We start from the raw sequence: 12007 nt of genomic DNA on the forward strand, positions 1-12007 counted from the left end.
AAGCTCATAGGTTCGCGTCCCATGACTGCTGTGCACACCACCGCCCGGCGCCCGATCGACCTCGACGACGTACCCGGCTGGTTCCCCCCGCTCGACCGACTCCTGTTCACCTGGTTCCTCGAACGGCAGGCGCGGCAGGAGGTCCGCGGCGACCTGCTGGAGCTCGGCGTCTACATGGGCAAGAGCGCGGTCCTTCTCGGACAGCACCTGCACGGCGCCGAGAAGTTCACCGTCTGCGACCTGTTCGAGGGCGACGCGCCCGACGAGGCGAACCAGGCCGAATCCACCAAGTCGTACGCCTCACTGACCCGGCAGGCCTTCGAGGAGAACTACCTCTCGTTCCACGACGAGCTGCCGCAGGTCGTCCAGGCGCCCAGCTCCGTGATCTCCGGCGAGGTCGACCCCAGCACCTGCCGCTTCGTCCACATCGACGCCTCGCACCTCTACGAGCATGTGTACGGCGACATCGGCGCGGCCCGCGAGCTGCTCGGCCCTGACGGCGTCGTCGTCCTGGACGACTTCCGCTCCGAGCACACGCCGGGCGTCTCCGTCGCCGCGTGGGAGGCCGTGCTCAACCGCGGCCTGCGCCCGCTGTGCCTGAGCACCCAGAAGCTGTACGCCACATGGGAGGACCCCGAGCCCTTCCAGGACGAGCTCCTCGCCATGCTCAGGGAGCGCGACGACATCGCCCTGAGCGTGCAGCAGGCGGCCGGGCACCGTCTGGTCCGCGTGAAGTCGAAGGCGGTCAAGGCGCCCGCCTCCCCGCGCTCACGCCACCACGTGGAGGTGACAGAGGAACCGAAGGCCGCGCCCGCCCCGCAGCCGGCTCCCGTACGCGGGCGGAGCCTTGCCCGCCGTATCGCCGTGGACCTGACGCCACCGGTGGTCACCCGGGCCGTGCGCCGCGCCGTCAAGGGCTAGCCGGACCGGCGGAAGCCGCTCAGGCCCCCGCGAGGGACAGCTTCACCGCGAAGCCCAGGAACAGCACGCCCGCCGCAGTGGTCGCGCCGGCCGAGAGCCGCTTGCGGCGCCGGAAGGCGCCGGCCAGGCGGGTGCCGCTGAAGATCAGGGTGGAGAGGTAGAGGAAGCTCGCGGTCTGGAGCAGCCCGCCGAGGACCACGAAGGACAGCGCCGGGTAGGCGTAACCGGGGTCCACGAACTGAACGAAGAAGGAGATCAGGAAGAGGATCGCCTTCGGGTTGAAGAGGCTGACGATCAGGGCGCGGCGGTAAGGGTGCTCGTCACCGCTCCCGGTCGCCGGCTGCGCCTCGCTCTCCACGACGGGCTCACCGCGCTGCTTCCACAGGGCCCGCGCCGACCGGATCATGCCGATCGCCATCCACGTCAGATAGCCCGCTCCGGCGTACTTCACGACGAGGAAGAGCACCGGCGTCGTCTGCAGCACGGAGGCCGCGCCGAGCGCGGCCAGTGTCATCAGGACCGTGTCCCCGGTGAAGACACCCGCGGCGGCCGCGTATCCGGTGCGTATGCCTTTGCGGGCGGCCACGGAGAGCACGTAGAGAGAGTTCGGTCCTGGCAGCAGGACGATGAGGACGAGACCGGCCAGATAGGTCGGGAGATTGATGACACCGAGCATGAAAGGGAGTGTCGCACGCCTATATGGCTATACGACACTCCCTGGTCAGAGGGTGATACGCGGCCTCAGGACGCGACCCCGGAACGCGGTCTCAGAACGCGTCGGTCGGGATGTACGTGCCCCACACGTCGCGCAGCGCGTTGCAGACCTCGCCGACGGTGGCGCGGGCGCGCAGCGCGTCCTTCATCGGGTAGAGGACGTTGTCCTCGCCCTCCGCCGCCTTCTTGAGCGCGGCGAGCGCCGTGTCCACGGCCGCCTGGTCGCGCTCGGCGCGCAGCTTCGTGAGGCGCTGGGCCTGCTGGGCCTCGATCGCCGGGTCGACGCGCAGCGGCTCGTAGGGCTCCTCGGCGTCGAGCTGGTAGCGGTTGACGCCGACCACGACGCGCTCGCCGGAGTCGGTCTCCTGCGCGATGCGGTACGCGGAGCGCTCGATCTCGTTCTTCTGGAAGCCGTGCTCGATGGCGTTGACCGCGCCGCCGAGGTCCTCGACCTTCGTCATGAGTTCGAGGGCGGCGGCCTCCACGTCGTCCGTCATCTTCTCGACGACGTACGACCCGGCGAACGGGTCGACGGTGGCGGTCACGTCGGTCTCGTAGGCGAGGACCTGCTGGGTTCGCAGGGCGAGGCGCGCGGACTTGTCGGTCGGCAGCGCGATGGCCTCGTCGAAGGAGTTCGTGTGCAGCGACTGCGTGCCGCCGAGCACGGCGCCGAGGCCCTGGACGGCGACGCGGACGAGGTTGACCTCGGGCTGCTGGGCGGTGAGCTGCACGCCCGCGGTCTGGGTGTGGAAGCGGAGCATCAGCGACTTGGGGTTCTTCGCGCCGAACTCCTCCTTCATGACCTTGGCCCAGATCCGGCGGGCCGCGCGGAACTTGGCGACCTCCTCCAGGATCGTCGTCCGGGCCACGAAGAAGAAGGACAGGCGCGGCGCGAAGTCGTCGACGTCCATGCCGGCCGCGACGGCCGTGCGCACGTACTCGATGCCGTCCGCGAGCGTGAACGCGATCTCCTGCGCGGGCGAGGCACCGGCCTCGGCCATGTGGTAGCCGGAGATCGAGATCGTGTTCCACTTCGGGATCTCGGCCCGGCAGTACTTGAAGATGTCGGCGATCAGCCGCAGGGAGGGCTTCGGCGGGAAGATGTACGTGCCCCGCGCGATGTACTCCTTCAGCACGTCGTTCTGGATCGTGCCGGTCAGCTGGTCCGCGGGGACGCCCTGCTCCTCGCCGACGAGCTGGTACATGAGCAGGAGCAGCGCCGCCGGGGCGTTGATCGTCATCGACGTGGACACCTTGTCGAGCGGGATGCCGCCGAACAGGATCCGCATGTCGTCGATCGAGTCGATGGCCACGCCGACCTTGCCGACCTCGCCGGACGCGATCGGGGCGTCCGAGTCGTGGCCCATCTGGGTGGGCAGGTCGAAGGCGACGGACAGGCCCATCGTGCCGTTGGCGATGAGCTGCTTGTAACGGGCGTTGGACTCGACGGCGGTGCCGAAGCCGGCGTACTGGCGCATCGTCCACGGGCGGCCGGTGTACATCGACGGGTAGACGCCCCGCGTGAACGGGTACTTTCCGGGCTCGCCGAGCTTCTCGGCCGCGTTCCAGTCGGCCAGCGAATCGGGGCCGTAGACCGGCTCGATGGGCAGTCCTGACTCAGACTCGCGCGCCATGGTTGTGCCTCCAGCTCGGTTGTTACTTGCCAGTCGGTTCGACCCCCGCGACGGACTGTAGCGGCGCGCCTGCTCGCGGTGGAGAGCCGCATGCTGGGACCTTGCTCACAGCGCGTCCGTCATGTTTCTCCCTCCCACAATGCGCGGCACTCACGCCGAGTTCGCAACCGGACGCGCGCGGGGAACATCTCTGTTGGCACATCGGACTAGTGGCGAGACTGCGGGGGCCCGGATGCGTGCGACCTTCATGCGTGGATCACTCGCCGTCGCCGGGGTCATCGCCCTGGTCGGCGGCTGCAGGACAGGGGCCGTCGACAGCGGGGGCAAGCAGCCGCCGCCGAAGACGAACGGCTCGGCGTCACCGGCCCCGTCCGACGACGCGAAGAGGCCGGACGACGCGAAGAGGCCGGGCCCGTCCCCCTCTCGCACCCCGTCGGTCAGACCGACGCCGCCGCCGAAGGTCCTCATGGCGCGCGGCGCGAGCGGCGCCAAGGTGCGCGAACTCCAAGCCAGGCTGCGGCAGATCGCATGGCTCTTCGAGGGGCCGAACGGAACGTACGGCCCGGCGACGACCAAGGCAGTCGAGGGCTTCCAGGGCAAGCGGGGCCTGCCGCGCACGGGGAACACGGACACGGTGACCTGGGCGCGGCTGGTGAAGATGACGCACGCCCCGACGCGCGACGAGCTGTACGCGAACGGCGGGCAGCCCGCGGCGAAGCCGGACCCGCGCTGCATGACGGGCCGCGTCGTCTGCATCAGCAAGACCAGCCGCACGCTGACGTGGATGATCGACGGCAAGCCGCTGATGACCACGGACGTACGGTTCGGCTCGCAGTTCACGCCCACCCGCGAGGGCGTCTTCAGCGTGTACTGGAAGTCCCGGCACCACGTCTCGACGATCTACCACACGGCCATGCCGTACGCGATGTTCTTCAGCGGCGGCCAAGCGGTGCACTACTCGGCGGACTTCGCGGCCCGCGGCTACAGCGGGGCGTCGCACGGGTGCGTGAACGTGAGGGACGAGGGGAAGATCGCGTCGCTGTTCGCCCAGGTCCGCAACGGCGACAAGGTCGTCGTCTACTGGTGACCTGCGCACAGGTGGTGAGAGGGAGTGGGGCGCGGGCGGGACCGGGGGAACGTGTCCCGCCCGCGCCAGTGGCACAGAGCCGAAGGTACGGGGGGAACCCGCGGCTCGTGCACGGCCGATGACCAGTCGGCTCACTTGTTACTGCGCCATGCCGTCCGAAAACGTCACACCCGCCTCGGAAATTCTTTGTTCCCGCAGGTCAGCGCCAGATCAGGACCGGCGTGAGGGCAGGCTCAGGGCTGCGCGGCCGCGGCGCTGTACGAGGCCGAGGCCGTCGTGGACGGCGTCGTCGGCCCGGTGTCCGAGGCGTCGCCGCCCGGATCGGACGGGACCCACGAGGCGGTCGGCACGGCGCCGGTGACGCCGGAGCCCTCGCCGTTCTGGCTGTCCTCGTCGCCGTCCTTGCCGCTGTTCTTGTCGTCGCTCTTGCTGCCGCCGTCGTCCCCGCCGCCGGAGCCGTCGGCCTCTTGGAGGACGCGGGCGCAGAACCGGTCGGGGTCCTGGTCCCGCTTCTTCGTGGCGACGCGCTTCGCGGCAGCCCGGAGGCGCTCCTTCTCGGAGTCGCTCAGGGCGCCGCCGCGGTACTTGCGGCAGGCGTCGACCAGGCGCTGCCGCCAGGCCTCCCGGTCCGCGGCGTCCGACTCGCGCGGGCCGGTGCCGGGCCGCGTCGTCGCCGAGCCGGGCCGGCCCGCCGTGTCGTCATGGGACGGGGCGCCCGAGCCGGGCTCGTGCGAGTGACCGTCGGGCACGGCGCTGCCCGAGCGTCCGCCGTCGGTGTCCGAGATGTCGGGCGACGGTGAGGTGCGGGGCTGTCCGGGAGACGCGGCGGCGGAGACGCTGGCGGCGGGCCCGGGTTCGCCGCGGCCGCCGAACGGCGACGGGAGCACTCCGGTTCCGGCCGCGACGGCGACGCCGCCGATCATGCATCCGGCGAGCGCGGCGGCCATCCCGAACCGCACCGGGCGGCCCCAGCGGACGGGCCGCGCGTCGGGTCTCGCGAGGTGGACACTGCCGACGTCGGAACCGGCGTGCCCGCCGATCGCGGCGTTCGTGTTCGCGTTCGCGTCGTTCTCATGGCCCACGGCTCCGTGGAGCGAGGACACCGGGGCGAGAGCCCCTCGGCGCCTGGCATGGCGTGCCTTCGGGGTCGCCGTGCCGGGCTCCTGCGCGCCGGATTCGCGCGCCTTGCGGAACGCGGCCAACGCGGCTGCCTCACCCGGCAGCTCGCCTCCGTCTACGCGTGTCACGGCAAGTGTGTCGAGTGTCTCGGCGAGGCGGGCGGCCCGGGCGCGGGTGGCTGCGTCGACGGCTTCCAGGGGCTCACCGCGCAGCAGACGCTCGGCCGCGTCCCGGTCCAGCCACTTGTTGTGCTCGTCGGCCATCACATGTCCTTCTGCGTCCGCGTCCGCGAATGCGTCACACCGGCGGGCATCACCGCGTGCCCGCGCGGCTCTCTCGGGGGCGGTACGGCGTCGAGCGTGCCGTCCGGGCCCGTGTGCGCCGTCTGCACATGCGAACCCTCGGCGCCGAGCAGCTCGGCGAGGCGCTTGAGGCCGCGGTGCGCGGCGGTCCTGACGGCGCCCGGACGCTTGCCGAGGGTCTGGGCGGCGCTCTTCGCGTCGAGCCCGACGACGACGCGCAGGACGACGGCCTCGGCCTGGTCCTGCGGAAGCTGGGCGATGAGCGCGAGCGTGTCACCGGTGGCGAGGAGTTCCATCGCCTCGTCGGCGGTGTCGGATGTCGCGGGCCGGCCGGTGAGCTCGGTCTCGTCACCGCCTATGGCGGGCCGGCGCCCCCGCATCCGTATGTGGTCGAGGGCGCGGTTACGGGCTATGCGTGCGGCCCAGCCGCGGAAGCGGTCGGCGTCGCCGCTGAACCGGTCGAGGTCCCGGGCGATCTGCAGCCAGGCCTCGGATGCGACGTCCTCCGCGTCCGGTTCGCCGACGAGTGTCCGTACGTACCCGAGCAGGCGTGGATGCACCGCGCGGTACACAGTCCGGAACGCGGTCTCGTCCCCGTCCTGCGCCGCATGCACCGCGGCCGTCAGCTCCGCGTCGTCCCCCAGCACTGCGCCACCCTTGCGCTTAACCCTGCGCCGCTCACCGACGCGAACCAGCACGCTACGGCCTGATACGGCTCCCCGTCCACGTTTGGTACAACCCGCAACTAGCACGTGACACAGCGCGGTGTGACAGAAACCGCACGCGCGGCGCTGAAGGTAGTACGGGCCGCCGCGCGGCCCGTACCGCGCGACGGCCGGGGCCTCTCCTGTGGGGGGTGGCGGCCTCGGCCGTCCCGGCGGTGCCCTTCGGGGCGGGCGCGCCGAGGCGTGCCGATGCCGCCCCCGCACCCTTGCTTACGGGGACTCCCCTGCTTCTCGGGGTTCAGCTACTTCTTGGGATTCTTCGCCCGGCTCGGCTTCGGGCTCGGGTGCCCGTTCTGCTGACCGTCGGCTTTCCCACCGGCCGCGTTGTCGCTGCCGTTGCTGCCGTTGCTGCCGCCGCCGGTCTCCTGGCGGGCCCGTTCCGCCGCGCAGTACGCGTCCACGGAGGCTTCTCCGCCCGCCTCCGCGAGGAAGCGCTGCCAGGCGGGCGAGTCGAGCGCCCTGCCCCGGCCCCGTACGGATGCGTACGCGTGGCACTTGGCGAGGGTGTCACCGGCCTGGTCCGGGTGACCGGCCGACCGACCGGGCGCGTGGGGCCCTGACCCGGCGGGCACCGTGGCGGATGGCCGGACCTGGTCGGGCGTGGACCGCCCGGGAGCGCTGGAGGAGCTCCGCTCGGGCGCAGGCCGCTGTCCGGCATCGTCGCCCGGGGCGTCCCCGACCGCGCCGATCCCGGCCATCGCGACACCGCCCAGCGTGACGCCCGCGACCAGCGTGCCCACGGTGGTGCGCAGTGACCAGCGGGCGAGGCCTCGGGAGCGCGGACGCCAGTCGTCGCGGCGTCGCGTCCTGGCCGAGTGCGCTCCCTGGTCGCGGGCCTCGCGGAACGCGGCGACGGCCTGCCCCTCGGCGTCATCCCGCGGCCTCGCGGAACGCACCGCGGCCGCGAGCAGGGCCTCGAAGCCCCCGGCACCCGCCGGGCCGGCCGGCTCGTCCTCGGACACAAGTGGGTTTTCAGTCATCTCGACTCCCCCAGCGTTGTGGGGCCGTCATCCGTCACACCTCGTGCGCCCAGCTGTGCCGCGAGCTTCTTGAGGCCCCGGTACGCGGCGGTCCGCACAGCGCCGGGACGTTTGCCGAGGACGCGCGCGGCGGACGGTCCGTCGAGCCCGACGACGACGCGCAGCAGCACCGCCTCGGCCTGGTCGCGCGGGAGGTCGCTGATCAACCTCAGCGCCTCTTCGGTGGAGATCGTCTCCAGGACCTGGTCGGACGTGCTGTGAGCGCCGGGGAGTTCGAGCATGTCCTGTTCGAGGGCCGAGGTGCGCGGGCGCACCTTCTGACGGCGCAGCAGGTCGAGGGCGCGGTGCCGGGCGATCGTCGCGGTCCAGCCGCGAAACCCGGCGCCGTCGCCGCGAAAGCGCCCGAGGTCACGGGCGATCTCCAGCCAGGCGTCACCGGCCACGTCCTCGGCCTCGTCGCCGACGAGGCCGCGCAGATAGCCGACCAGCCCCGGCTGCACGAGCCGGTACGCGACCGCGAAGGCGGCCTCGTCCCCGTCCTGTGCCAGCGCCACAGCCATGCCCAGCTCCTCGTCGCGCGCGTGCGCGCTACGGGGCTCCCCCACGTGGCCCAACCGTTGTCCTCTTCGTACGTCCGCGTACCGACCCGACGCGACACAGGTCATCGTGTCCATGCCCCCACGGTCATCAGCGTTCCGGCCCACAGAAATGTCACAGGGCGGCGCAGGTCCTTCCCTTGCCGCGGTCGCCGCCGCGCCCGTGGAGCGTCAGGTAGAAGGTCTGGAGGGATTCCTCGCGGCCGAGCTCGAAGCGGTTGACGACTTTCCCGAGGGGGTTCCACACACGGCCGTCGGGCATGCGGACGCCGGCGGGCTGGCCGAAGTAGAGGCGCTGGGCGGCGTCGAAGTCGACCCAGACGGCGCCGGCCCGCCGCACGAGCACCTCCCCCACGTACGCGCCGATGCCGAACAGGGCCCCCGTGACGGACGTCCGGTCCGAAGTCCCTTTGCGCAGGCCGTCGATGAGGAAGTCCGCGACCCGGAGGCTGGCGACGGTGTAGTCGAGCGGGAGCCGGTTGCGCGCGGTGGCGTGCGCGACGAATCCCGCGGCGTGCCGCCGCATGTCCGCCGCGTTCGGCTCGGGTTTGTGGCCCACTCCCATGGTGTGTCCGCCCCTCGTTCCGGTACCGGGGAGCCGCCTTCGCGACTCCCCGCATGGCCCAGCGGATGACGCCACCGAAGCATCACGCGTCACACACATGTCGCTTCTCACATGACCAATTGGCAAAGTCCGTACAACCTTTGAAGCGACTGTGCGTCTACGCGACCGCTGCACGGAGAGGCGGAGCGAGGCGTTCCGGAGCTCCGGGCGTCAGCCGATCGCGATGCGCGGATGCGCGCCCGGCTGAACCCAGCTCATGATGCGGTCCATCGTGGCGCGCGGGACGGAGACGCAACCGGCTGTCGCGCCCGAGCCGTTGACGTGGAGGAAGATGCCCGCACCGCGCCCGGGCACGGCAGGCCAGCGGTTGAAGTTGATGACGAGCGCCTTGGCGTACTGCGTCGGGTAGTTGACGAGGTGCTCGCTGCCACGGTCGCCGCTCTCGGTGAGCGGGAAGTCCGCGCCGGCCGCGGTGTGCATCGAGTTGTAGAACTTCGACTCGGGGTCCTCGACCCACCACTGCGTGGAGTCGACGCGCGTGTACGGCATGTTGGTACCGCCCGCCTCGACACCGAACCCCTCGGTGAGCGTGTACGTGCCCGAGGGCGTCGTGTACGTGCTCTGACGCCGCGTCGACCCGGGGACGACGCCGTTGGAGCCCACGCGGCCCGCGATGGTGGAGAGGACCGCCTTCCACCCGGCGGACCCCTTGGTCCAGGCGGTGACGGTCGCGTACGAACCGCTGGACTTCACGGTGATGACCTGAGTGGCGTTGCCCACCTCGACGGGCACGGGGAAGTCGGGGGCGGAGCCCGGAGCGGGGGCCTTGGACTCGGTGGCGGCGGACTTGGCCGGGGTACCGGCGGAGGACGTGGCCGAGGCGGACTTCGAGGCGGACGCGGAGGGGGAGCCGCTCGGACTCTCCTTCTTCGGCTTCTTCGACTTCTTCGACTTCTTCGACGCGGCGGGAGAGGCGGACATGGATGCCGGGGCGGACGCGGCACCGGCGTCCTCGGCCCGCACCTGGTCCGCGCCGGACGATCCCGGCTTGTCCTGGTGCCCGCACGCGGCGGTGGCGGCCAGCAGGAGCACGGCACCTGCGGTGAAGATTCCGGTACGGCAACGGGAAACGGGCAGCACGAAGAGACCCTTCGAGTGGGCTGGCGTGGGGAGGCGGCCCGTTTATATAGGAGCCCCTCACGCGCCCGCGACCCGAAAGACATTCAGGGCACACCCTTCGGAATCAGCCCAACGCCGCCAGGTTGCACGAGTTCCGCGGCGATCAGTGGAGGTAATCCGCCAACGCGGCGCGCGCCGACGCCGAAAGCCGGTCCACCGCCATGTCCTCGAGCGTGACGCGCAGCATCTCCGGCTGCATCTGGGGAATCGCTGCGACGAGGAGTTCCTCACTCGCGTACAGCGGCTCCACCAGCTGGTAGAACACGGCGGACGCCACGGGCTGGGTCGAGTTCAGGAGCAGGTTCTCGGCGAACTCGGCGCATCGGCCGAGCAGTTCGGTGTCACGCTCCGCCTCGGGCGCGAGCAGCTCGGGCCGGACCAGGTCGCGGAAGACCACGTCGCGCAGGAAGTCGTAGAGATCGAACCAGCCGAGATCCCCGGAGACGGCCTGTTCAGCGGACATCCCCGCCACGGCCTCGATCCCGTCCCGGGACTCCGGGACCATGATCAGGAGGAGACCGGGGATCTGGTGTCTGCCGATGTCGGGCATGCCGCACCTCTCTTCGTTCGCGGATCACGAAAGTGCCCGCCGTGCGGTTGGCGCACGGCGGGCCCGGGCCATCACACAGGGAACGGACCGGTGCAATGGACCCGACGCTCCCACACTTCGCGCCGCAACAAATTCCGCGGCGTGTGGACGGAGCTACTCCCAGTTCTCCGGATCGCCCAGCAGCTGATCGGTTACCTGAGTTCTCCCGAGGCGACGCTCTTGCCGTTCACTCGAGCACGCCCGCCGCCCGGAGCGCGCAGCGTCGCCGGATATTCCTCGAGCATGGCCGCCAGCTTCGTCCGAGTCGCCGGGAGGCTGTGGTGCCAAGCCCGTAGCAGGGTGTTCTGGTCCTCCAGGAACTGTTCCAGGATTCCGAAGTGGACGGAGCTCTCGACGTAGGGGTTCGGGTCGGTCGCCAGCAATTCGATATACGCGAAGCAGGCTCCCACGGCCGTCTCGTCATCCGGGGCGCCGGTCCGCAGCAGGGGCAGCAGCACAGGCCTGGTGAACACCTCAAGCAGGAATTCCAGCAGGTCGCCGACGCTGCCCTCTGACCACGCACCGTAGCGGTCGGGATGTGAGGCGATCAGCTCATCGAGCACGGTGCGGGCCGCCGGGACGATGCGCAGGAACTCTTCGACCGCACGACCTGTCCCTGTCGAAGTCACTTCTCGCCTCACCCGTTCCCCTCAAAGCAGTTCTTCGGAAACGGCAAGACACACGTGCCCGGCGCCGTGAAGCCCGGTTCTACAACGCGGCACCCGTCACGGGCGAGCGACGGAACGATCCGGTCACCTGGCTGCCGTCGGGCGCCCGGGGCGGGGATACATCAGCGCCGCCGCGCACGTCATGGCCGGGAGTCCGACGGCGGGCACGGTCCACCACGGGATGCCGATCCAGACCGCCGGGAGCCCCACCCCGAAGCAGACTGCGATGCTGGTGAAGAGCAGCCGCCTGCCGTACGGGTCCCAGGCGAAGGGCGCGTAGTCACGGGGGCTGACCAGGCGTACCGCGCCGAACGCGAACGTCTGAGCCGCGAAGAACGCGGCGAGCATGCCGATGGCGGCGTTCATCTGGAGCTCGTCGCGGGGTGCGTCCGAGGTGCTCTGCCGGACGCCGTCCTTGCTGAGCACGACGATGTCGCGGCGCCAGATGGTGGCGGTGACCCGGTCGCCCGGCTCCAGCCGCTCCAGCAGCGGCCCCGGGTCGCCGAAGTCCACGAGTCCCCTCCAGGAGTCCCCGTCCTTCAGCGTCGCCGTATAGGTGGAACTCTTCCCGCCCCTCTTGATCACCGTCTTCGCGACGGTGAAATGCCAGGTGCTCAGGCAGTCCTTCTGCACCTGCGCCGTCGCACGGGCGGGGCACGGCTCGGCTGCCACGTAGTCCCGGTAGCGATCCCTGTCGGAGGGCAACCACCGAGCGAACGCGATGTAGCAGAGCACCGCCGATATCAGAGCCAGCAGGATCAGCAGCACGCCCGTGAACCGGGTCCAGCCCGGCGACCGCCGACGGGCACCGCCCTTGCCCGGCCCCCCACCGATGCTCTGAGCCGTTGCCCTCGCCCGTACCGCCATGACCCCACCCCCTGCGCCTCATCCTTCACGAGCCGGAGACAGGTATACAACGAGGCCGGAC

General features: G+C 70.9%; 13 protein-coding genes. 2 read left to right on the plus strand and 11 right to left on the minus strand.

Going from position 1 to position 12007, the window contains the following annotated elements:
• Nucleotides 1-21 precede the first annotated feature (21 nt).
• On the plus strand, nt 22-921 hold the full coding sequence (locus tag OG758_RS21440; RefSeq protein WP_326711488.1) for a class I SAM-dependent methyltransferase: 900 nt from the start codon (nt 22-24) through the stop codon (nt 919-921).
• Between the two features lie 19 nt (nt 922-940).
• Here OG758_RS21440 and leuE read toward each other — a convergent pair whose 3' ends face one another.
• Together leuE and OG758_RS21450 are read right to left on the minus strand one after the other, a co-directional pair.
• Nucleotides 941-1597 (minus strand): leucine efflux protein LeuE, encoded by a 657-nt coding sequence (leuE, locus tag OG758_RS21445; RefSeq protein ID WP_326711489.1) that lies wholly within the window; start codon nt 1595-1597, stop codon nt 941-943.
• A gap of 91 nt (nt 1598-1688) precedes the next feature.
• Nucleotides 1689-3269, minus strand: coding sequence for an acyl-CoA mutase large subunit family protein (locus tag OG758_RS21450; protein ID WP_326711490.1), 1581 nt, complete (start codon nt 3267-3269; stop codon nt 1689-1691).
• A gap of 232 nt (nt 3270-3501) precedes the next feature.
• On the opposite strand from OG758_RS21450, the gene OG758_RS21455 reads away from it, so the two are divergent.
• Complete coding sequence (locus tag OG758_RS21455; RefSeq protein ID WP_326711491.1) at nt 3502-4356, plus strand: L,D-transpeptidase family protein; 855 nt, start codon at nt 3502-3504, stop codon at nt 4354-4356.
• Nucleotides 4357-4589: 233 nt separating this feature from the next.
• On the opposite strand, the gene OG758_RS21460 is transcribed toward OG758_RS21455, so the two are convergent.
• The 9 genes from OG758_RS21460 to OG758_RS21500 all read right to left on the minus strand — a co-directional run bounded on the left by OG758_RS21460 (nt 4590) and on the right by OG758_RS21500 (nt 11751).
• Nucleotides 4590-5738, minus strand: a complete 1149-nt coding sequence (locus OG758_RS21460; protein ID WP_326711492.1) for a hypothetical protein — start codon at nt 5736-5738, stop codon at nt 4590-4592.
• The gene (locus OG758_RS21465; protein ID WP_326715986.1) at nt 5738-6424 is read right to left on the minus strand and encodes an RNA polymerase sigma factor; all 687 of its coding nucleotides are present in this window, start codon (nt 6422-6424) and stop codon (nt 5738-5740) included. Before OG758_RS21465 ends, OG758_RS21460 begins: the two co-directional genes overlap by 1 nt.
• A gap of 320 nt (nt 6425-6744) precedes the next feature.
• Complete coding sequence (locus OG758_RS21470; protein ID WP_326711493.1) at nt 6745-7482, minus strand: hypothetical protein; 738 nt, start codon at nt 7480-7482, stop codon at nt 6745-6747.
• Nucleotides 7479-8096 carry an RNA polymerase sigma factor gene (locus OG758_RS21475; protein WP_326715987.1) on the minus strand — a complete coding sequence of 206 codons (618 nt, stop codon included), beginning with the start codon at nt 8094-8096 and terminating at the stop codon, nt 7479-7481. Before OG758_RS21475 ends, OG758_RS21470 begins: the two co-directional genes overlap by 4 nt.
• 97 nt (nt 8097-8193) lie before the next feature.
• On the minus strand, nt 8194-8643 hold the full coding sequence (locus OG758_RS21480) for a hypothetical protein (protein ID WP_326711494.1): 450 nt from the start codon (nt 8641-8643) through the stop codon (nt 8194-8196).
• Between the two features lie 210 nt (nt 8644-8853).
• Nucleotides 8854-9783 (minus strand): L,D-transpeptidase family protein, encoded by a 930-nt coding sequence (locus OG758_RS21485; RefSeq protein WP_326711495.1) that lies wholly within the window; start codon nt 9781-9783, stop codon nt 8854-8856.
• 142 nt (nt 9784-9925) lie between these two features.
• The gene (locus OG758_RS21490; RefSeq protein WP_326711496.1) at nt 9926-10372 is read right to left on the minus strand and encodes a hypothetical protein; all 447 of its coding nucleotides are present in this window, start codon (nt 10370-10372) and stop codon (nt 9926-9928) included.
• 191 nt (nt 10373-10563) lie between these two features.
• Nucleotides 10564-11052, minus strand: a complete 489-nt coding sequence (locus OG758_RS21495; protein ID WP_326711497.1) for a hypothetical protein — start codon at nt 11050-11052, stop codon at nt 10564-10566.
• 111 nt (nt 11053-11163) lie between these two features.
• Nucleotides 11164-11751, minus strand: coding sequence for a hypothetical protein (locus tag OG758_RS21500; protein ID WP_326711498.1), 588 nt, complete (start codon nt 11749-11751; stop codon nt 11164-11166).
• Between the last annotated feature and the right edge of the window lie 256 nt (nt 11752-12007).

This window comes from Streptomyces sp. NBC_01474 (assembly GCF_035918215.1).
Classification (GTDB): domain Bacteria; phylum Actinomycetota; class Actinomycetes; order Streptomycetales; family Streptomycetaceae; genus Streptomyces; species Streptomyces aureus.

What these genes read in the sequence shown, in the direction of transcription:
- OG758_RS21440 (WP_326711488.1), top strand. Translation starts at nt 22, where the DNA reads ATGACTGCTGTGCACACCACCGCCCGGCGCCCGATCGACCTCGACGAC.
- leuE (WP_326711489.1), bottom strand. Translation starts at nt 1,597, where the DNA reads ATGCTCGGTGTCATCAATCTCCCGACCTATCTGGCCGGTCTCGTCCTC.
- OG758_RS21450 (WP_326711490.1), bottom strand. Translation starts at nt 3,269, where the DNA reads ATGGCGCGCGAGTCTGAGTCAGGACTGCCCATCGAGCCGGTCTACGGC.
- OG758_RS21455 (WP_326711491.1), top strand. Translation starts at nt 3,502, where the DNA reads ATGCGTGCGACCTTCATGCGTGGATCACTCGCCGTCGCCGGGGTCATC.
- OG758_RS21460 (WP_326711492.1), bottom strand. Translation starts at nt 5,738, where the DNA reads ATGGCCGACGAGCACAACAAGTGGCTGGACCGGGACGCGGCCGAGCGT.
- OG758_RS21470 (WP_326711493.1), bottom strand. Translation starts at nt 7,482, where the DNA reads ATGACTGAAAACCCACTTGTGTCCGAGGACGAGCCGGCCGGCCCGGCG.
- OG758_RS21480 (WP_326711494.1), bottom strand. Translation starts at nt 8,643, where the DNA reads ATGGGAGTGGGCCACAAACCCGAGCCGAACGCGGCGGACATGCGGCGG.
- OG758_RS21490 (WP_326711496.1), bottom strand. Translation starts at nt 10,372, where the DNA reads ATGCCCGACATCGGCAGACACCAGATCCCCGGTCTCCTCCTGATCATG.